Source organism: Thermaerobacter litoralis (genome assembly GCF_054654595.1).
This window is the reverse complement of the sequence record NZ_BAAIES010000002.1, coordinates 186,284-206,993: the sequence shown is the minus strand read 5'-3', so window position 1 is coordinate 206,993 and position 20,710 is coordinate 186,284. Positions and strand designations below refer to the sequence as shown.

Here is a 20,710-nt window from a genome sequence, read left to right as displayed (position 1 = left end):
CCGGTCGCGACTCGATGGGGGACGCGATGGGGACGGCGCGGGCCGCTGCGCCCCTCAGCGCGGCCCCATCCGCAGCGCCCCGTCCAGGCGGATCGTCTCGCCGTTGAGCATCGGGTTCTCGATGATGTGCCGCACCAGCATGGCGTATTCCCGCGGCCGGCCCAGGCGGGAGGGGAAGGGCACCTGCTGCTCCAGCGACTTGCGGGCCGGCTCGGGCAGCCCCGCCATCATCGGGGTGTCGAAGATCCCCGGGGCGATGGTGACCACCCGGATGCCGTACCGGGCCAGCTCCCGGGCGATGGGCAGGGTCATGGCCGCCACGCCGCCCTTGGAGGCGGAGTAGGCGGGCTGGCCGATCTGCCCGTCGAAGGCGGCCACCGACGCGGTGTTGACGATGACCCCGCGCTCGCCCTCCTCGTTGGGCTCGGCCTGGGCCATCGCGGCCGCGGCCAGCCGGATCACGTTGAAGGTTCCCACCAGGTTGACCTCGATGACCCGGCGGAACCGGTCCAGGTCGTGGGGTCCGTCGCGGCCCAGGACCTTCTCGGCGATGGCGACCCCGGCGCAGTTGACGGCCCCGTGAAGTCCGCCGAAGCCCTCCAGCGCGGCCTGGACCGCCTGTTGCACGCTGCCGGGGTCGGTGACGTCGGTTGGGACGAACCGGCCCCGCCCGCCCAGGCGGCCGGCCACCGCCTCCCCGGCGGCCGGGTTGACGTCGGCGATGATGACGTTGGCCCCGGCTTCCGCCAGGAGCTCCGCCGTGGCGGCCCCCAGGCCGGAGCCGCCGCCGGTGACCAGAAAGGTTGCGCCCTTGACCTCCATGGGTGCGCCTCCTTTTGACCTGCCTGCTGGATGGACCTGCCACTGGTCGAGGCGGGCAGGGGAGCGGCCCCCTGCCGCGCCGCTAGGCCAGGCGCTCGATGATGGTGCAGGTGGCCATGCCGTGGCCGATGCACATCACCTGCAGGCCGAACTGGCCGCCGGTGGCCTCCAGCCCCGCCAGCATCTTCGCCATCAGCCCGGCGCCGGTGGCGCCCAGCGGGTGGCCGTGGGCGATGGCGCCGCCCCAGGGGTTGACCTTGTCCATGTCGGGCTCCAGTTCCCGGGCCCAGGCCAGCACCACGGTGGCGAAGGCCTCGTTGATCTCGATCCAGTCGATGTCCTGGAGCGTCAAGCCGGCCCGTTCCAGGGCCAGGCGGGTGGCGGGGATCACCGCCGTCAGCTGCATGGTGGGATCGTCGCCGACGACCACCCGGGCGCGGAACCGGGCCTTGGGCCGCAGGCCGTCCGCCAGAGCCGCCTCCCGGTCGGCCACCAGCACCGCCGAGGCGCCGTCGGAGATCTGGCTGCTGTTGCCGGCGGTGACGATCCCGTTGCCCTGGGGCCGGAACACCGTGGGCAGGGCCGCCATGCGCTCTAGGTCCACCTGGTCGCGGATGCCCTCGTCGCGGGTGACGGTGACGGGCTGCCCGCCGGCGTCCAGCCCTTCCACCGGGACGATCTCCCGGTTCCTCCCCTCGCGGGCGGCGGCGCTGGCTCGGCGGTGGCTCTCGGCGGAGAACTCGTCGGCCTCCCGCCGGGAGATGCCCCACCTCTCGGCGATGCGCTCGGCGCTCTCCCCCTGGTGGATCAGCTCGTACCGGTCGCGCAGCTCGGGGTTCAAGACCTCAAACCCGCCGCGGATGTCGCTGAACATGGGCACGCGGGTCATGCTCTCCACCCCGGCGGCGATCACGTAGCGGGCATCGCCGGCGGCCACGGCCTGGGCGGCGAAGTGGATCGCCTGCTGGCTCGACCCGCACATCCGGTTCAGGCTGACCGCCGGAACCCGGACGGGAAAGCCGGCCAGCAGCACGCCCAGCCGGCCGATGTTGGCCCCTTGCTCGCCGGCCTGGGTGACGCAGCCGGTGATCACGTCGTCGACGGCGCCGGGATCGATGCCCGCCCGGTCCACCAGGCCCCGCAGCGCCAGGGAAAGCAGCTTGTCGGGGCGGGTCGCGCGGTGGACGCCGTCGCGCCGGCCGAAGGCCGTGCGCACGCCATCGATGAGCACGGGCTCGCCCACGGTCACCCCTCCCTTCGTACGTCGGGTCCCGGCCCGCACCCCGCCATCCGGGAGACCCGGACCGCCCGCCGCGGGCACGGGTCCCGCCCGGGTTGGAAGCCGCCGCCCGCACCGGGACGAAGGCCGGCCTCCAAGCCCGGACCGACCAACCGGACGGTCGGCGGCGGCGTATCGGGCCGCCTTGCAGCCGCCCCTGGTGGGCCGGGGCCCGCCAGCTCCCTTCGGCGCGGGCGGGCCCCGCCCCTGCTGGACCCGGCTACCGGTAGGGCCGCAACCGGCCCGGCTTCGCGTCCCGCACCGACCGACCCCCGAGGGCCCGGCGGCTCCCCTGCAACCCCGGCCGGTCCCAGCGGCGCGGCGGGTGGCGTTGGTGGGGCAGGCCGTTGGTGGGGGAGGCGCTTCGGTCGCCCGGCCCTCAGTTCCCCGCTGCCGCCGCGAAGCGGGCCCGGAGCTCCCGCTTGAGGATCTTGCCCGACGCGTTCCGCGGCAGGTCGTCCACGAAGAAGACCCGCTTGGGCACCTTGAAGGGCGCCAGGTGCTGGCGGGCGTGGGCGATGAGCTCCTCCTCGCTGGCCTGGGCCCCGGCTTTGAGCACCACCACCGCCGTCACCGCCTCGATCCACTTGGGATCGGGCAGGGCGATGACCGCCACCTCCGAGACAGCGGGGTGGGTGTAGAGGGCTTCCTCCACCTCGCGGCTGGCCACCAGCACGCCGCCCGTGTTGATCACGTCCTTGATGCGGTCGACCACGTAGAGGTAGCCCTCTTCGTCCATGTAGCCCAGGTCGCCGGAGTGGAACCAGCCGCCGCGGAACGCTTCCTCGGTCTCCTCGGGTTTGTCCCAGTAGCCCACCAGCAGCTGGGGCGAGCGGTGGACGATCTCGCCCAGTTCCCCGGGCGGGACGTCCCGCATGGCCGGGTCCACCACCCGGGTCTCCACGTGGAGGACGGGCCGGCCGGCCGACGCCGGCCGGGCGTCGTGTTCCTCGGGGCGGAGCACCGTGGCCAGGGGCGCGATCTCGCTCTGCCCGTAGCAGTTGTACACGGCGACCCCCGGCAGCCGCCGGCGCAGTTCCTCCAGGACCGGCACCGGCATGATGGAGGCGCCGTAGTACAGCTTCTTGAGGCTGCTCAGGTCGTGGCGGTCGAACTCGGGGTGGCGCAGGAAGTTGATCCACACCGTCGGCGGGGCGAACATCGAGGTGATCCGCTCCCGGGCGATCAGGGGCAGGCACACCTCGGGCACCGGCGCCGGGAGGATCCAGCCGGTGGCCCCCACCAGCAGCTGGGGCATCAGGAACACGTGCATCTGGGCCGAGTGGTACAGGGGCAGGGCATGAAGGCAGCGGTCGTGGCGCTGGATGTCCAGCTCCACGAGGCAGCTCAGGTACTCGGCCAGCAGCGCCCGGTGGGTCATCATAGCCCCCTTGGGGGCGGCGGTGGTTCCGGAGGTGTAGAGCAGCTGGACGACCTGGTCCTCCTCCACCGCGGCGAAGGCATCGTCCGCTCCGGCGCCCTCGGCCGCCGCCGGACCGGCGGGATCGCTGGAAGCCTGGACCGCCTCCAGCAGCGACTCCATGGTGGCGTAGATCGACGCCCGGGCTTCGTCCCGCACCGCCGCCACCGCCGGTTCCAGCTGGGCGTCGTAGAAGAGGGCGCGGCTGCCCGACTGGTTGACGATGTACAGAAGCTCCCGGCCCGTCAGCATGAAGTTCACCGGGACATGGACGAACCCGGCCCGGGCGCAGGCCAGGAAGAGCAGGACATAGGTGTCCGAATTGCGCCCCAGGACTGCCACCCGGTCGCCGGCCTCCAGCCCCATCTCGCTGAGGATCCGCGCCAGGCGGGTGGCGGCCCCGTCCAACTGGGCGTAGGTCCAGCGGCGGTCGCCGAAGTGGAGGGCGACCCGGTCCCGGTGCTTGCGGGCCGACCGGCGCAGGGCGTCGCCGATGGTGTTGCGCAGGGCCAGGCGCCGGGCCGGATCATCGGGACGAACGGCCATGGCAGGTCCTCCTTCCGCAGGGTGGGGTGCGGGCCCGTCAGGGCGGTGCCGCCGGGCCGGGGCCGGGTTCGACCCGCGACCCGGGGCCCGGGCCGGCCGGGGGGCCTGGTGGCGGGCGCTTCGCCGCCCGCCACCGTGAGCCGCGACCGTAAGCCGCGACCGTGAGCCGCCACCATGGGCCGCCCGCCACGCCTAGCTGCTCGCCGCCAGGTGGTCCCGGAACCGCTCCCGGAGCGCGGCCTTGAGGAACTTGCCCGTCGAGGTGCGGGGGATCTCCGGGACGAAGACCACGTCGTCGGGCAGCCACCACTTGGCGAACTTGGGACGGAGGAACTCGATCAGCTCCTCCTTGGTCGCCGTGTGGCCCTCCTTCAGCACCACCACGGCCAGCGGCCGCTCCTGCCACTTGGGATGGGGAACGGCGATCACCGCCGCCTCGGCGACGGCGGGGTGGGCCATCAGCTCGTTCTCCAGGGCGACCGAGCTGATCCACTCGCCGCCCGACTTGACCAGGTCCTTGTCCCGGTCCTTGATCTCCACGAAGCCCCGGGGATCGATGGTGGCGATGTCGCCCGTGCGCAGCCAGCCGTCCTCCGTCCAGCGGTCGGCCGCCTCCGGCGCCTCGTAGTAGGCGGCGGCGATCCAGGGGCCCCGCACCTCCAGCTCACCCATGGTCTCGCCGTCCCACGGGACCACACCCCGCTCGTTGCGGGCCCGGATCTCCACCAGCGGCACGGGACGGCCCTGCTTGGCGCGGTACGCGTACTGCACCTCGTCGGGTGCACCGGCCAGGTCGGGCGGCAGCTGGGAGAGGGTGCCGACGGGGGAGGTCTCGGTCATGCCCCAGCCGTGGATCACCCGCAGCCCGTGGCGCTCCTGGAAGCCCCGGATCATGCCCTTGGGGGCGGCGGAGCCGCCCACCAGCATGGCCCGCAGGCTGGAGAGGTCCCAGCGGCCGGGGTTCTTGTCCAGCTCCTGCAGGATGCCCAGCCAGATGGTGGGCACGCCGGCCGTCAGGGTGACCCGCTCCTGGGAGAAGTCTTCCAGGAGGCTGATGGCGTCCAGGTGCGGGCCCGGGAAGACCTGCTTGGCCCCGACCATGGTCGCCGTGAAGGGCATGCCCCAGGCGTTGGCGTGGAACATGGGGACCACGGGCAGGCAGCAGTCGGCCTCACCCATGCCCACGCAGTCGGGCAGGGCGGTGCCCAGGGAGTGGAGCACCAGGGCGCGGTGGGAGTAGAGGACCCCCTTGGGCCGGCCCGTGGTGCCCGAGGTGTAGCACATGGCTGCCGCTTCCCGCTCGTCCAGGTCGGGTTCCCGGTAGCGGCCCAGGTCGGCCGCGGCCAGCAGCGCCTCGTAGTCGAGGAACCCCTGGCCCGCCTCCGCGCTGGCGCCGGGACCGCCCGCCGCCGTACCGCCGCCGGCCCCGGCGCCCGACGGGGACGGCGACCTCACCAGGATCACGTGCTCCAGCCGGACCTGGTCCCGGAACTGCTGAAAGAGCGGCAGCAGGGTCTGGTCGACGATCAGCACCTTGTCGCCGGCGTGGTTGACGATGTAGGCCAGCTCCGACGGGTGCAGCCGCAGGTTGAGGGTGTGGAGCACCGCCCCGGCGGCGGGGATGCCGAAGTAGGCCTCCAGGTGCTGGTACTGGTTCCACATCAGCGTGGCCACCCGGTCCCCCCGGCCGACGCCCAGGTCCTGCAGGGCGACGGCCAGGCGGCGGGCCCGCTCGGTGAAGTCCCGGTAGGTGTAGCGGTGGAAGGTCTTGTCGGGCAGGCGGGTGACGATCTCCCGGGGGCCGAAGAGGGCCTCGGCCCGGCGCAAGATGGTCAGCAAGGTCAGGGGATAGTCCATCATCAGGCCCTGCACGGTCCATCCTCCTCTCGCGGGGGCCGGCCCGGGCCCCCAGCGCCGGGGCCGGCCAAGGTGACCAGCGGACTGACCGTCGGACGAACGCAGCCGCGAAATCGGACGAACGCGAAGCCGAACGGGAAGGCGAACGGGAAGCCGATCGCTCGGCCCCGGCGCGGCCACCCTCCCCTGAGCCGGTGTGCCCGCAGCCCGCAGCCCGGGCCCGGCAGAGGGCCGCCTCCAGTCCGGGGAGGGCGTCGCACCCCGAGGGCGCGGCCCCGGTCCGGCCGGCCGCCCGGCAACGTCACGGGGCCGGTCGGGGTGAGGGCGCGGGGTCCGGCGGCCGGGCATCACCTCCTCCTGGGCCGTCTCCGTGGGGCGTCGCCGTGGCCGCGGCGGGCCCTTGAGGGAGGGCGGGCCGCTGCCGGACCGCGGCGATGGGCAGGTCCCGCTCCCGGGCCCAGGCCTCCCACTCGGCGGCCGAGCGGCGGCGGAAGGCCGAGGCCAGGGCGGCCTCCATCGCCCCCAGTGCCTCCGGCGGGACCGGTGCCGCCAGGCCGGCCTGGCCCGGCCGGGCAAGCTCGGCCAGCAGCCGCTGGGCGAAGTGGGGTTCCAGGGCCGCCACCGCCACCCAGCCCTCCCGGGCGGGATAGCAGCGGTAGAAGGGGAGGCCGCCGCCCAGGGGCCCCCCGGGGGCGGTGAGCCCGTGCTCTAGGGGAGCGGCCAGGGACGCCGCGGCCTCGGCCAGGCTGACCTCAACCCGGCGGACGAACCGGCCCCGTTCCCGGGCCAGGAGCAGCGCCAGGGCGGCCGTCACCGCCCGCTCCGCCCCGGCCAGGTCGGCCATCAGGGTGCGGGGCAGGGCGGGCGGGTCCAGCAGCCCCGTCGCGGCCAGGTAGGTCAGGTCGTGGCCGGGTTCCTCCTGGCGGGGAGCCGGGTGGCCGACGATGGCCACGTGGACCAGGCGAGGGAACCGGCGCGCCAGGTCCCCGGGCCCGAGGCCGAGCCGGGCCAGGGCCGAGGGGCGCTGGGCCGTCAGCAGCAGGTCCGCCTGGGCCAGCAGGTCGGCCAGGGCGGCCTGGCCACCGGGCGACTTCAGGTCCAGGCGCCGGACCACCTGCCCGGCGGTGAGGGACCGGTACCAGGCAGGGGCGGCGGCCGCCAGGGGATCGCCGCCGGGCGGTTCGATCTTGTAAACCGTGGCGCCCAGGGCTTGCAACCGGGCGGCGGCCACCGGTCCTGGCACGTTGACGGCCAGGTTGACGACCCGGTACCCCTCCAGGGGATCCGGGGACGGGGGCGGCGCGGGGGAGGGGCGGGCATCGACGGGCACGGCCTTCACCCCGATCTCGTCGCCAGACGTGGTGGTGAGCAATGGGATTCGCCGCGACAACCCGTCGTCCTGCCGGCTTCCGGTGATCACCGCTTCCCCGCGTTCCCCGGCAGGGCACCGGGTGGGGTGGCCGGGCCTACCCGTTGCTCGCTGGCCCCCATGGGATCGTGGGGCTCCATCCACACGGCCGCGTGACCGGGCCTACTTGTTGCCTACCGGCCCCCCGCCGGCCCCCTCCGCCAGGACCCGGTAGAGCAGGGGGAGGGAGACGTCGTAGCGGTGGGCGATGCCGAAGTGGCCGCCGTCGAACTCCTCGTAGGTGTGGTCGATCCCCAGCTCCACCAGGGCGCGGTGGAGCTGCCGGGCGCCCCAGAGCAGGTTGAACTCGTCCTGCCGGCCGCAGTCGATGTACACGAGCCGGAGACGGCGGAGGGCCGCCGCCACCTGGGGGGCCAGCCGCACGGGGTCGTGGGCCAGCCACCGCTCCCAGACCGCCGGCCGCAGGGCGCCGGTCTCCAGGTCGACGGGCAGGGCGATGCCGTAGGGCTCGGCAGGATCCGGCGAGTAGCAGGCGGCCATGGCGAAGATGTTCAAGGACGCCTGCCAGCTCCGGTTGAGGGACTGGCCCCGCGCCCGCAGCTGGCGGTAGGCATCGACGTACGCCTTCAGCCCGCCCAGCTGGCGCACGTGATCGAGGAACTTGGGGAAGTCGGGCAGATAGCAGTATTCGAAGGCCATGTCGCCCGAGTGGCAGGCGAAGGCCTGGAAGACCTGGGGGTGCCGGCTGGCCAGCATGAAGGAGCCGTAGCCGCCCGAGGACTTGCCCGCCACCCCGTGGGCGGCGATGGGGTAGAGGCCCTCCACCAGGGGCACCAGCTCCCCGACGACGTAGTCCTCGTAGCGGCCCACGGCGGGGGAGTTCAGGTACTGGCTGCCGCCCAGGTAGGTGAAGCAGTCGGGCAGGGCGAAGACCGCCGGCCCAATCCGGCCCTCGGCATAGAGCCTTCCCAAGCGCTCGGGCAGGGTCTCCTCCCACGGGTTGAAGTTGAGCTGGGTCGCGCCGGTTCCTCCGAATCCCGAGAGCAGCCAGATGCAGGGCACGGGCCGGTCGGGCAAGCCGCCGGGAGGAACCAGCACCCACAGGGAGCGCTCCGCCGGATCGCCCCAGGGGTTGCCCGCCAGCACGCGGCTCTGGTGGCGGTGCTCCACGGCCTGGAAGGGGGCATGGACGGGACGGTGCACGCTGGGATCACCTCGATGGTCGTGATGGCGGTCGTGGGCCGTCGCCGGGCGGCAGCCGGGGAGCGGCCGCCCGTTTGTGGTACCTTCTAATTTAGCCCCATACCCGGGATGTCCTGGACGTCCCGGCCCATGGAGGGTGGCCGTTGCTGCAAGGATACCTGGCCGGCATCCGCCGGCTGACCCTGCGGGAGATCCCGGTGCCCGAGCCGGGTCCGGGCGAGGTGGTCGTCCGGATCCGGTGCGCCCTGACCTGCGGCACCGACCTCAAGACCTTTCGCCGCGGCCACGCCCGCCTCCCCGTCCCGGGGCCCTTCGGCCACGAGGCGGCCGGCGTGGTCCACGCCGTGGGCGAGGGGGTTGAGCGCTTCCGTCCCGGCGACCCCGTGATGTGGGTTCCCACCGGCCCCTGCGGCCAGTGCCCGCCCTGTCGCCGCGGGCAGGAGAACCTGTGCCAGCGCCTGTTCGAACCGGAGCGGATGGCCCTGGGGGCGTACGCCGAGTACATCCGGCTGCCGGCGCCCGTCGTCGCCCGCCACCTCTTCCCCAAGCCGGACCATCTGTCCTTCGAGGAGGCGGCCTTCCTGGAGCCCTTGAGCTGCGTGGTCCGGGGCTGGCGCCGGCTGGGGCGGCCCGAGGAGGTCGTGGTCCTGGGGACCGGCACCATCGGCCTGCTGCACATCATGGTCGCCCGGGCCTTGAAGGTGCCCCGGGTCGTGGCCGTGGGCCGGCGCCCGGCGGGCCTGGAGCTGGCGAGGCAGGCCGGGGCCACCGAGACCCTGCAGGCCGACGCCCAGGAGGCCCTGGGACGGGTGCGGGCCCTGTTCGGCGGCGAGGGACCGGCGGCGGTGATCGAGGCGACGGGGCGGGCCGAGGGGTGGCAGGCGGCGGCCCAGTGGGTGCGTCCCGGCGGCCGGGTCCTGCTCTTCGGCGGGCTGGCGGGCGGCACCTGGGTCCACTTCGAGGCCTTCCGCCTCCACTACGAAGAGGTCGACCTGATCGGCTCCTTCCACTACACCCCGGCCGACGTCCGCGAGTCCTATGACCTGCTGGCGCGGGGGCGGCTGCCCGTGGCGGCGTTGATCACCCAGCGGCGGCCCCTGGCGGATCTGCCGTCGGTCTTCCAGGCCCTGGACCGGGGGGAGGCCATCAAAGTGGCCCTCTACCCGGACGGGGACGCACCGGGCGGGGACGAACCGGCCTCGCCGGGCGCTAACGAACCGGCCTCGCCGGACGCGCCCGCCGCGCCGGACGAACCGGCCGCAGCAGGCGCGCCAGGCTCGCCGGCCCCGGTCCCGCCGGCTTCGACCTGAGCGGTTTGCTGAATCGAACCCGGGCCCGGGCCAGGGCGGGATCGGCGCCGGCCCGGGCCGCGATGGGTGAGGCAGGGGGGAGCCGTCCATGGCCCGTGGGATGGCGCCGCCGGCGCCGCCGGCGCCGCCGGTTCTTCCCGCCCGGATGCGGGTGGCCTTGCTGGATGCCGGCGGCCGTGTCGAGGTGGGCGAGCAGCCCGTGCCGCGGCCGGGCCCCGGCGAGGCCCTGGTCCGGCTGCGGGCCTGCGGCATCTGTTCCAGCGACCTTCTGGACTGGTACGTGGCGGGCAAGGCCCGGGGCGGGCCCTTTGTCTTCGGCCACGAGCCGGCGGGGGAGATCGTCGCCCTGGGGCCGGGGACCCAGCCGCCGCCCGGCATCCAGGTGGGCACCCGCGTCTTCGTCCACCATCACGCGCCCTGCATGGACTGCGCCGCTTGCCGGCGGGGCGACTTCGTCCACTGTCCCGTCTGGCGCCGCCCGGGGCTCCTGCCCGGGGGCATGGCCGAGTACGCGGTGGTCGCGCCCCAGGTGCTGGCGCACGACACCCTGCCCCTGCCGCCCGGGGCGGGGTGGGAGGTGGGCGTCCTGGTCGAACCGGTGGCCTGCGCCGTCCACGCCCTGCGGCGGGCGGGCTTGGCGCCGGGGCAGCGGGTGGCGGTGATCGGCGCCGGGTTCATGGGTCAGGTCCTGGGGCTGGTGGCCCGGGCCTGGGGCGCGGCGGAGCGGGCCGTGGTCGACCGGCTGGCCGGGCGGCTGGCCTGGGCGGCGCGGCGCTGGGCGACCCTGGTGATCGACACCGGTCCGGCCGGTGACGAAAGGCCAGGGGGAGGCGCGGCTGGGGCGGCCGCCGCGAGCGGCCGTGGGGGGGCGGCGGCTGGCCCGGTGGACCCCGGCCAGCCGCCGGCGGCGGTGCCATGGCTGGCGGCTGCCTCGGACCCGGAGGCGGTGGCCCGCTGCCTCGAAGAGCGGTGGGGGGAGCGGGCCGACCTGGTCCTGGTCTCGCCGGCAGGGGAGGAGCCCCTGCGCCTGGGGATCGCCTGCGCGAGGCCGGGCGGCACCGTGGTGATGTTCGCGCCCACCGCCCCCGGGAGGGATCCGGCCATTCCCGGCTACGACGTGTTCTTCCGGGAGATCCGGCTGGTTCCCAGCTACTCCGCCGGGCCCCCCGACACCCGGGCGGCCCTGGACCTGCTGGCGGCGGGCCAGGTGCCGGCCGGGGACCTGGTGACCCACCGGTACCCGCTGGCGGAAGTCGCCACCGCCTACCGCCAGGTCAAGGACCCGGGCGCGTTGAAGGTGATGGTCGAGTTGTGACGGCAGGAGGTTTCATCCCAATGGAAACCACGTCCAACCGCCCCCTGACGGCCGAGGAGTTCGGGCGCCTGCGGGTGCGCCGGTTCGACCCCACCACCTTCCGCTGGGAGGGCATCCCCGACCAGGTGTACCAGGGACCGGAAGAACCGGCGCCGCGCTTCCGCGACGTCATCCGCCGCACCCTGGTGCCCGGCGGCGCCACGCCGGCGGCCTTCGAGGTCCGGTACTTCGAGGTGGGGCCCGGGGGATACTCCCGGCTGGAGCTGCACCAGCACATCCACGCGGTGCTGATCCTGCGCGGCGAGGGCGAGGTGCAGGTGGGCGACGAGGTGCACCGGGTCCGGCCCTTCGACCTGATCTACGTCCCGCCCGAGACGCCCCACCAGTTCCGCCACCCCGGCGGGGAGGGGGACGAGCCCTTCGGCTTCCTCTGCGTCGTCGACGCCCAGCGGGACCGGCCGCGTCCCCTGAACCCCTGACGGGCGATCCGGGCCGCGGCGGCCAGCGGGGATGGGCGGCTGTGCCCCCATCGCGGGCTAGCCGGGGGCTCGCTCTGTCTCCTGCCGGCTCACGGCCGGCGGGGCGGGCGCATTCAGCGGAAGGGCTGGAGCGAACCCGGTTCCCGGCCCGTGGCGAAGGACGGGACGACCCGCATCGCCCCGGGGGTGCGGGGGCCGGGGTTGCGGGCACCGGGTGGCGCCGCGGGCGGTGAACCGGCGGCCCCGCCGGGACCCGCCGCGATCCGGGGGTGGAACCGGTGGCCGGTGGAGGCCCCCGGCGGCAACACCGCGGGAGGCAGACCCTGCAGCGCCGCCGGGGAGAGGGTGGCCGGCCGGCTGGCGGCGCCAGGCCGTTCCCCGCGGGACCCCAGGGCCGGGCGCCGGGCGAGCGCCCCCTGGCCCGGCGGCGGGCCATCCGCTGCGGGCGGGATGCCCCGGCTGGCGTCGGGGCCGCCCGCCGGCAAGGGCTCGGCCGTGGGGGACGGGACCGCCCGTTTTCCTCCGGGCACCGCGGCCGCCGTGGGCGCCGCTGGAGTCGGGGTCTCCGTCCCGCTGGCCCCGGTTGCGGTCGGCGAGCCGGCCGTCCGGCCCGCGGCCGGCGGCTTCGGCCCTGCGGGCCCGGCTTCCCCGGCGCCGGCGACTTCGGTGCCGCCCGTGTCCCCGCCCGCTTCCTCGCCCGCCTCCTTTTCCGCGACATCAACCGGGTCCGCGATCAGGTTTTCCCGGGATTCCCCGGCGGCCTCTGTCTCCACCCCCTGGGCGGCGGAGCCGGGGCCGTCGACCCCCTGGCCGGCGACCGCGGGATCCGCCTCTTCGGGGTTGACTCCCTCGAGCCCTCCGTTCGCCCCGGCGCGGTGGCCCTGGGGTGCGCGGGCCTGGCCGCCCGGATCCGGGCCGCCGGGCCGGACAACCTTCCCATTGTTGGCCGCGGCCAGATCGGGTTCGGTGGCCGACGGGGTCTCGCCCCACGGCACCAGGGGCTGCGGGGGCCCGCCGAAGAAGGTGACCAGGCCGCTGTAGAGGGCGGCGGCCACCACGTCGTCGGGCCAGCCGGCGGGGAGGGTGAGGGTGACCGCCAGGGGCGCGCTCAGCACCACCCGTGCCGCGGCCGGCGACGAGCCAGCCTGGCGGGTGGCCGGGGTGCCGCTCCCCGCCGCCCGGCCGGCGCCGCGGAGCCCCCCAAACCCATCGCCGCCCCACCCGGACCCATGCGGAGGATCCGGCGCGCCCGCCGGCACCGGGAAGGACAGGGTGACGCCGCCGGTGCCCGGCCAGGGCTGCCGGTGGACGGGAACGCAGCCGTGCCACCACAGGGAGCGGGCCAGCCGCCGGGCCAGTTGCCACGCGGCCCACGGATTGCGGCCGGTGGCCCGGACCCGGGCGCGCAGGGAGACGGCGTCCAGGCGCAGGGCGACCAGGAGGTCGGCGCCGAGCGGCCCGGCCGTCGCCGTCCCGCCATCGGGGGTGCCGGCCCCGCCGCCCGGGCCCTCGGTTCCGCCGGTCCCCGGCGACCGGCCGGGGGAGGTTCCACCCGCCGGGGATTCCTGCGGTCCTCCGGGGTGCAGGGGCTGGTTCAGAGGCTGGTTCAGGGGTTGGCTCAGGGGCTCCGCCGGCCGTCCCGGGTCCCCCAGCGCCGGCAGGACGATCACCGTGGCGCCGGCCCGCTGGAGCAGGCGGGCGAGCCGGGTGGCCAGCGGCGGCAGCGAGCCGCCGGTACCGGCCGGCTGGGGAGCCGAGGGCGGATCCGGCGTCCCGGTGCCGCCTCCGGGCTCTGCCGGCCGGGGGCCGGGTTCGTCCCGGGACACCGAGAGGAGCACCGTCCGGCCGTGCAGGGCGGAGTCGACGGCCGCAAAGGGCCTTCCCCCGTCGCTGCCGCGACCCAGGAAGACCCGGTGTCCCAGCCGTTCCAGCACGGTGGCCCAGCCGGCGGCGCCGGCGGGGTCGACCTCCACGAGCCAGCGGTGGCGGACCAGGACCTGCATCGGCCGCTCCCCCCTCCGATCGCTGTCAACATACGCGGAGGGCAGAACAGGGGTGCGGCCGGCGGGCGAGGGGGCGCGCCGGATCCGGCTCGCCCCGGATTGGGGGCCTGCTGGTGCCCGGGCGGGCCTGGCGCGGCCCAGCCCATGGCCTCCGGCACGGGTCGGATCCGGGTATCCGGGTCGACCGCCGGGCTGCCGCCGGAGGCGCCGGTCCCCCGTCGACTAGGCGGGCGCGAGCGGCCGTGGGCCGGGAAGAATGCGGTCCGGGGCAACGGTCAGGCGGCGGAACGGGTTCCGGCCAGCATGCCGCCCAGGACGCCGCCGTAGACCAGGTGGGCGACGGCCGCCACCAGGGCACTGCGGGCTCCCGAGAAACCCGTGCCCAAAAAGCCCGGCGACGGGGCCGCCCCGATGGCGGAGAGGAGCGGCAGGATTACCAGGGCGCCGGCGATCCACACGGCCAGCCCGAAGGCCATGCCGGTGACGGCGTTGCCGGCGGGAGCGATGGCCCGGTAGACGAAGGCCCAGAGCACGGCCGCCACCAGGAGGGCCGCCAGGCCCCCGATGGCCATGGCGGCCTGGGCCATCACCCGGCTGTCACCCATCCCCAGGCCGTCGGCGACGAACCGGCTGAAGGCGCCGCGCTGGGTTCCCAGGATCGGTTGCAGGACGTAGACGGTGGCGATCTGGACGAGCCCGGCGATGAGGCCGGCCGTCACCACCCGGGCGGTGGCCACGTTGCGTACCGGTGCCACGGGCGTCTCCCTCCTTGTGCGTGCGGGTGCCGGTCGCGGCGGGGCGCGCCGGCACCAACGGCCCAGGGCGGTGCCCCTGGATTCGCCCCGGCCTGCGGTGGGGCGGGGCCCCGCGGGAGCACCGGCCGTTTCGCCGGCGGGACGGGCGCGGCGACGGCCCCGGCGCATCCGGAAGGGGGCGGTCGCCCCGGCGCAACGGGTGCGTCATGGTTAGGTTGACCAGCCCCCGGGGGCCCCATTCGGCCGGCCCGCCGCGGCCTCCGGGGAGCCGGCCCGGGCCGGGGCCGTTCGGCGGGGCCTTGTGGTGGCTGCGCGCCGCGGTCTCGCGGCGGCTCCTGAAGGCGATCTCGGGGCGGCTCCTGAAGGCTCCTGAAGACGAAGGTGCGCTGGAAGGTGCGCTGCAAGAGGCGGCGCCCGGCCCCGGGGCGCGCCATGGGGTGTTCGCCGAATTGCCTAGCCCGGTGCCTTGGGCTACGGTGGTGCTGGTTGCCCTGGCGGGCGGCCCCTCGCGGGCGGCCGATCCGCCTCGGTGGCCGATCCGCCTCAAGATGCCAAAAGACGCCCGGCGATCCAACAAGGACGCAGGGACGCGGAAGCCCGCCGGTAATGGACGACGTTCGGGCCTTGGACCCGGCGATGGACGACCTTCGGGCTTTTTACAGTGGGGGGTGACGCCGATGGCCGATGAAGCGCAGATACGGCGGAACGGGGATCCAGGCCCCACGCCGGCCGGCCGTGGCCTGAAGCGACTGGCCGCCGTCGCCACGGTGACGATGTTCCTCGTGGTGGTGGCCGGGGCGCTGGTGACCGCCACCGGCTCCGGTGAGGGATGCGGCCGGTCCTGGCCCTTGTGCGGTTCCCCGGTGTGGACGGTCCAGGCCGTCATCGAGTTCAGCCACCGGGTGGTGTCCGGGATCGCTGCCCTGGCGGTGGTGGCCCTGGCCTTTTTGGCGCCACGCCGGCTGGGCGGGCGGCGGGATGCGCGCTGGCTGGCCGGGGTGGCCGTGTTCTTCCTGTTCTTGCAAGCCGGTTTGGGCGCCGGTGTGGTCCTCTGGGGCCAGGCCGACGCGGTCCTGGCCCTGCACTTCGGCATCTCCCTGGTGTCCTTCGCCTCGGTGGCGCTGCTGAGCCTGCGCGTGTGGCGGTGGCGCGGTGGAACCGGCTCCGGGCCGGCCATGGCCGCGGCCCCGGGCGCGGTGGCGGCCGCGGGCACCGGGGGCGAGGGGCGGGGAACCCCCAAGCCGGGGGCGGGGGCCGGGAACGCGGTGCCGGTCCCGCTGCGCCGGTGGGTCTGGGCGCTGCTGGCCTACACGTACCTGGTGGTCTACACGGGAGCGTACGTGCGCCACACCGGGTCCAGCCTGGCCTGCCCCGCGTGGCCGCTGTGCGGCGGGCCGTGGGAGGGGGCGGCCCTGGTTCAGATGGTGCACCGGCTGGCCGCCGGCGTCCTCCTGGTGGGGCTATTCGCCCTGGCCGCCTGGGCCCGGCGCTACCGGGACCAGGCGCCTGGCATCGTCCGGGCCGTGCAGCTTGCCGCCGCGCTGGCGGCCGCCCAGGCCCTCAGCGGCGCCTTCGTCGTGTTCAGCCGGCTGGACCTGGCGGCGACCATGCTGCACAGCAGCATCATGGCGTTGCTCTTCACCGTCCTCTGCCACGGGGCGCTGGAGGCGGCCGGTCCGGGTTGGGCGCTGGGCACGGATGCGCCCGGGATCACCCTGGGGTCCGGGCGGGCGCGGCCGGTGACGGTGCCGGCGCCCCGGTTCGACCCGGCCCGCCGGGCTTGAGGCAAAAGGACCGGGGAAAAGGGGTCGCTGCGAAGGCTCCGTTTCAAGGCCACGGGGCCCCGAGCTGCGGGGACTTGGCGAAAGGCGGCTGGCATGGGGATGGGTCCCCGGTGCCAGCCGCCTTCCTTTCGGCCGTGCGCGGGTTCGGCGTCCCGTGGGCTGGCAGGGCAGGCGCGCGGCCGGCGTTACGTGGGTTGAAAGGGCAGGTTGGGATCCCGTGCCCCGCCCGACGAGGGCATGTGCCGGTTCGACCCTGGGCACCAGGCCATGGTCGCGTCCCACGGGGCCCTGGCGGGCCCAACCGCCCAACCGGCGACTAGAACCGGCCCAGCAGCGCGCCGGCCAGCTGATGCAGGGTCACGTCAAGGACCATGGCGCCGAACAGGCTGAACAGGTAGACGATGCTGAAGCCGTACACGGCCCGGGCCCGCCCCTCGGTGACCTGGTCCATGAGGCCCCGGGTCAAGCGGAGGAACCGGGCCCCCAGCGCGAGGGCGGCCGCCGTGTAGGCCCACCCCAGCACGCCCAGGGGCAGCATGGCCAGGGTGACCGCCACGGTGATCCACGTATAGAGGTAGACCTGCCGCAAGGTGGCTTCCACGCCCGCCACCACGGGCAGCATGGGGACCTTGGCCTGGGCGTACTCGTCCCGCAGGGCGACGGCCAGAGTCCAGAAGTGGGGCGGCGTCCAGAAGAAGACGATCAGGAACAGAACGACGGCCGCCAGGTCGATCCGGCCGGTGGCGGCGGCCCAGCCGATCAGCGGCCCGACGGCGCCGGCGGCACCGCCGATGACGATGTTCTGCGGGGTGCGCCGCTTGAGCCAGGCGGTGTAGACGCCGACGTAGAAGGCGATGCCGCCCACCGCCAGGTAGGCCGTCAGGGGATTCACCTGGGTATACAGCAGCGCGAAGCTGAGGATGCCGAGGAGCACGGCGAAGGCCGTGGCGCGGCCGGGGTGGACCCGCCCGGCGGCGATGGGCCGCCGGCTGGTGCGGGGCATGGCCGCGTCCATGTCCCGGTCGAGCACATGGTTCAAGGTGGCGGCGGAGCCGCCCGCCAGCATGGTGCCCGCCAGGGTGAGAAAGAGCGTCCAGGGGTGCGGGGCCTCGCCCAGGGCGACCCACATGGAGGCCGCCGTGGTGACCAGGACGAGCAGCATGACCCCCGGCTTCATCAGCGTCAGGTAGTCGCGGAGCGCGTGGCTCCGGCTGGCGGGGATGGCGCGCGCCAGCACCGCGCTGTTGGGCATGCTCATGGACCGTTCCTCCATCCGGAATGGCTGAACCCGCGGTTCGCGGCGCCGGCGCGGGACGCCGGCTGCCCGTGCCCGGGATCGTCCGGAGATCCGCCGGATTCCGCCATCCGCGCCCTCACAACGATTAGAAAATACCGAAACGCGTGGGGTTCATGCGACCCGAAGCGCCTTTCCTCCGGCCTCGGCCCGAGGCGCATCGGTTTGGAGCCCGATGGCCAGGACGGGCGCGGGTCAGGGACTTTTGATAGTGGGCTGCAGGAAAGAGGAGCGCGCAGGAACGATCACGGCACTATTCTATCGCTTTGTCGCCGGCTGGCAAGACGAGGCGCCCAGGTGGCTCGCGGCACCAGGGGGTGGGTTGCCGCTCTTGTCATTTGTCGCCTTGCGGCCGTAGGGGGGATTCCATACAATCCAAGCGGACTGCGGGGACTGCGACCTTGTTGCCCTCGGATTGCAATACGTTCTGATCCGGTCCACCTGATCCGGTCCACGACGGCAAGGTGGATCGCGGCGTCACGCTGGAACTCGACGGGCCGGCGACGGGAGGGCGGGCGGTTCGCCTGCCGCCCGGGACCGGCGGATGGGAGGCAAAGGGGGACATGCAGCAGGTGACGGAGCGCGACAACCGGCGCGCCGGTGCGGTCATGACCCTCCTGGTCGGGCTCGTCCTGGTGGCGGGCGTGGCCAGCACCGTCTACGCCACGAAGCGCTGGTGGCTGCCGCCCCTGGTGTCGGCGGCCGCGGCGCCCATCGACCACATGTTCAACATCCTGATGATCAGCATTGGCATCGTCTTCGTTCTCACCCAGGGCATGCTGGCCTGGTTCGTCTGGAGGGCCGCGCGCAGCCCGCGGGCGCTTTACTGGCACGAGAACAAGCGGTTGGAGACCACCTGGACCGTGGCGACGGCCGTCATCCTGACGGTGTTCATCGTGATGGGTTATCAGATCTGGCTGACGCTCCACACGCCGACGGCCGCCGCGGCGGAGAAGTCGGCGGTGGTGGAGGTTTGGGGCCAGCAGTTCTTCTGGACGGCGCGCTACCCGGGTCCGGACGGGAAGTTCGGCAAGACGGACCCGCAGTACGTGGACTTCCAGAAGAACCCCTTCGGCATCGACCCCAATGACCCGGCGGGCAAGGACGACATCGTGGTCGACGGGTCGAAGGGTCCCATCGTGATGCCGGCCGGTTACCACGTGACGGTCAAGCTCAGCTCGCGGGACGTGATCCACAGCTTCTTCGTGCCCCAGCTGCGGGTGAAGATGGATGCCGTCCCCGGCCAGGTCACCGAGGTGTACGTGGAGCCCACGGAAGTGGGGCGCTTCGAGATCGCCTGCGCGGAGCTGTGCGGCGTCGGCCACTTCACCATGCGCGGCGAGATCCAGGTGCTGTCCGACGCGGACTGGCAGGCCTGGGTCACGGAGCACGCGGGTGAGCACGGCGGGACGGCCCAGTGACCGGCCTTTGGATCGCCGGTCACCGGCTCGGTAGAGAGGAGGAACGGTAATGGCCCACGGCGGCACCCAGGCCGCGGTGGCGGGCCACGCCACCCACGCGGCCCACCACCACGAGCCGCAGAGCTTTTGGCGCCGTTACATCTTCAGCACCGATCACAAGATCATCGCCATCCAGTACCTGCTGACCTCGCTGATCATGGCGGCCATCGGTGGCTTCCTGGCCATGCTCATGCGCGTGCAGCTGGGCTGGCCCGGCAAGCAGTGGCCGCTGCTGGAGGCGATCATGCCCAACGCCTTCAAGGGCGGGCAGATGAACCCGGACTTCTACTACGGGGCCATCACGATGCACGGCACCATCATGGTGTTCTTCTTCCTGACGACGGCCCTGAGCGGCGGGTTCGCCAACTTCCTGATCCCGCTGCAGATCGGCGCGCGGGACATGGCGTTCCCCGTCCTCAACATGCTGTCGTACTGGATGTTCCCCGTCGCCATCGTGTTCGCGCTGGCCTCCTTCTTCGTGGAGGGCGGCGCGCCGGGGTCCGGCTGGACGGCCTACGTGCCGTTGAGCGATCGGGAAACGGCGGGCCAGACCCTGTGGCTGATCGCCGTCTTCATCCTGATGCTGGCGTTCCTGGCGGGTGGTATCAACTACATCACGACCACGCTGAACATGCGCACCAAGGGCATGTCCTTCAGCCGGCTGCCCTTGACGGTGTGGGCCCTGTTCGTCACGGCGCTGGTGGGCCTGTTCGCCTTCCCGGCCCTGATGGCGGCGTGCCTGATGCTGATCTTCGACCGGGTGGGCGGCACCCACTTCTTCGACCCGGCGGGTGGCGGTGACCCGATCCTGTGGCAGCACCTGTTCTGGTTCTTCGGGCACCCCGAGGTGTACATCGTCATCCTGCCGGCCATGGGCATCGTCTCCGAGGTGCTGGCGACCCACGGGCGCAAGCCGGTCTTCGGCTACCGGTACATGGTGGGCTCGATCCTGGCCATCGCCGGCCTGAGCTTCATCGTCTGGGGTCACCACATGTTCTCCAGCGGCATGAGCCCGACCCTGGGCAGCATCTTCATGGCGACGACCCTGGCCATCGCCATCCCGTCGGCGATCAAGACGTTCAACTGGCTGGCGACCATCTACCGGTCGAAGATGCGCTTCACGGCGGCGTCCTTGTACGCCATCGGCTTCGTGTCGCTGTTCATCACCGGCGGTCTGACGGGCGTGATCCTGGGCAACCCGTCGGTGGACCTGTACTTCCACGACACCTACTTCGTCGTCGGCCACTTCCACTTCATCATGGGGGCCGCGGCGCTGTTCGGGGTGTTCGCGGGGATCTACCACTGGTTCCCCAAGATGTTCGGCCGGATGATGAACGAGCGGCTCGGCAAGTGGCACTTCTGGCTGACGTTCCTGGGCATCTACGGCACCTTCTTCCCCATGCACTTCCTGGGGACGGCCGGGATGCCGCGGCGAATCTACAACTGGGCGGCGTATCAGTTCCTGGGCGACGTGGCGACCCTGAACCACGTGATCTCGATCTCGGCCTTCGTCCTGGGCGCGGCCCAGCTGATCTTCGCCTACAACCTGTTCTACAGCATGTTCCGCGGGCCCAAGGCCGAGCGGAACCCGTGGCAGGCCAATACCCTGGAGTGGTGGGCGCCGTCGCCGCCGCCCCACGGCAACTGGGACGAGGCGGAGCCGGTGGTCTACCGCTGGCCGTATGAGTACAGCCCGAAGGATGCGCCCGAGGGCGTCGACCACATCCCGCAGTGGGTGCCCGAGCCCGCGCTGGCGACGGCCGGGCGCGACGGCGCCGGCTCCCGCTGACCGGCCGAACCGGGATGGCAGGACG

General features: G+C 73.8%; 15 protein-coding genes. 6 read left to right on the top strand and 9 right to left on the bottom strand.

Annotated elements, in window-relative coordinates:
- Positions 1-54 precede the first annotated feature (54 nt).
- The 6 genes from ACYQ02_RS01045 to ACYQ02_RS01020 form a co-directional block, all read right to left on the bottom strand.
- The gene (locus ACYQ02_RS01045) at positions 55-822 is read right to left on the bottom strand and encodes a 3-hydroxyacyl-CoA dehydrogenase (RefSeq protein ID WP_460038575.1); all 768 of its coding nucleotides are present in this window, start codon (positions 820-822) and stop codon (positions 55-57) included.
- Positions 823-904: 82 nt separating this feature from the next.
- Positions 905-2,065, bottom strand: coding sequence for a thiolase family protein (locus ACYQ02_RS01040; protein ID WP_460038574.1), 1,161 nt, complete (start codon positions 2,063-2,065; stop codon positions 905-907).
- A gap of 415 nt (positions 2,066-2,480) precedes the next feature.
- Entirely contained in the window at positions 2,481-4,067 is a 1,587-nt protein-coding gene (locus ACYQ02_RS01035; RefSeq protein WP_460038573.1) for an acyl-CoA synthetase, read from the bottom strand.
- A gap of 192 nt (positions 4,068-4,259) precedes the next feature.
- Positions 4,260-5,927, bottom strand: a complete 1,668-nt coding sequence (locus ACYQ02_RS01030; RefSeq protein WP_460038608.1) for a long-chain fatty acid--CoA ligase — start codon at positions 5,925-5,927, stop codon at positions 4,260-4,262.
- A gap of 298 nt (positions 5,928-6,225) precedes the next feature.
- Positions 6,226-7,314, bottom strand: a complete 1,089-nt coding sequence (locus tag ACYQ02_RS01025) for a CoA transferase (RefSeq protein WP_460038572.1) — start codon at positions 7,312-7,314, stop codon at positions 6,226-6,228.
- A 141-nt stretch (positions 7,315-7,455) separates the two neighbouring features.
- Positions 7,456-8,496, bottom strand: coding sequence for an alpha/beta hydrolase (locus ACYQ02_RS01020; RefSeq protein WP_460038571.1), 1,041 nt, complete (start codon positions 8,494-8,496; stop codon positions 7,456-7,458).
- 143 nt (positions 8,497-8,639) lie between these two features.
- Between ACYQ02_RS01020 and ACYQ02_RS01015 the strand changes: the two genes are divergently transcribed.
- The 3 genes from ACYQ02_RS01015 (at position 8,640) to ACYQ02_RS01005 (ending at position 11,600) form a co-directional block, all read left to right on the top strand.
- Positions 8,640-9,806 (top strand): zinc-dependent alcohol dehydrogenase, encoded by a 1,167-nt coding sequence (locus ACYQ02_RS01015; RefSeq protein WP_460038570.1) that lies wholly within the window; start codon positions 8,640-8,642, stop codon positions 9,804-9,806.
- An 88-nt stretch (positions 9,807-9,894) separates the two neighbouring features.
- Positions 9,895-11,121: an alcohol dehydrogenase catalytic domain-containing protein gene (locus ACYQ02_RS01010; protein ID WP_460038569.1), complete on the top strand. Its 1,227-nt coding sequence runs from the start codon at positions 9,895-9,897 to the stop codon at positions 11,119-11,121.
- Positions 11,122-11,141: 20 nt separating this feature from the next.
- Complete coding sequence (locus ACYQ02_RS01005; protein WP_460038568.1) at positions 11,142-11,600, top strand: cupin domain-containing protein; 459 nt, start codon at positions 11,142-11,144, stop codon at positions 11,598-11,600.
- 113 nt (positions 11,601-11,713) lie between these two features.
- Here ACYQ02_RS01005 and ACYQ02_RS01000 read toward each other — a convergent pair whose 3' ends face one another.
- Together ACYQ02_RS01000 and ACYQ02_RS00995 are read right to left on the bottom strand one after the other, a co-directional pair.
- Positions 11,714-13,603: a hypothetical protein gene (locus ACYQ02_RS01000; protein WP_460038567.1), complete on the bottom strand. Its 1,890-nt coding sequence runs from the start codon at positions 13,601-13,603 to the stop codon at positions 11,714-11,716.
- Positions 13,604-13,878: 275 nt separating this feature from the next.
- Positions 13,879-14,358 carry a hypothetical protein gene (locus ACYQ02_RS00995; protein WP_460038566.1) on the bottom strand — a complete coding sequence of 160 codons (480 nt, stop codon included), beginning with the start codon at positions 14,356-14,358 and terminating at the stop codon, positions 13,879-13,881.
- A gap of 677 nt (positions 14,359-15,035) precedes the next feature.
- On the opposite strand from ACYQ02_RS00995, the gene ACYQ02_RS00990 reads away from it, so the two are divergent.
- Positions 15,036-16,142: a COX15/CtaA family protein gene (locus ACYQ02_RS00990; protein WP_460038565.1), complete on the top strand. Its 1,107-nt coding sequence runs from the start codon at positions 15,036-15,038 to the stop codon at positions 16,140-16,142.
- Between the two features lie 316 nt (positions 16,143-16,458).
- Here the strand turns inward: ACYQ02_RS00990 and ACYQ02_RS00985 are convergent, their stop codons facing one another.
- A complete protein-coding gene (locus tag ACYQ02_RS00985; protein ID WP_460038564.1) occupies positions 16,459-17,400 on the bottom strand; it encodes a heme o synthase in 942 nt (313 codons plus the stop codon).
- A 599-nt stretch (positions 17,401-17,999) separates the two neighbouring features.
- Here ACYQ02_RS00985 and coxB point away from each other — a divergent pair.
- Both coxB and ACYQ02_RS00975 read left to right on the top strand, forming a co-directional pair.
- Positions 18,000-18,857: a cytochrome c oxidase subunit II gene (gene coxB, locus ACYQ02_RS00980; RefSeq protein ID WP_460038563.1), complete on the top strand. Its 858-nt coding sequence runs from the start codon at positions 18,000-18,002 to the stop codon at positions 18,855-18,857.
- A 49-nt stretch (positions 18,858-18,906) separates the two neighbouring features.
- Complete coding sequence (locus ACYQ02_RS00975) at positions 18,907-20,685, top strand: cytochrome c oxidase subunit I (protein ID WP_460038562.1); 1,779 nt, start codon at positions 18,907-18,909, stop codon at positions 20,683-20,685.
- Positions 20,686-20,710 lie beyond the last annotated feature (25 nt).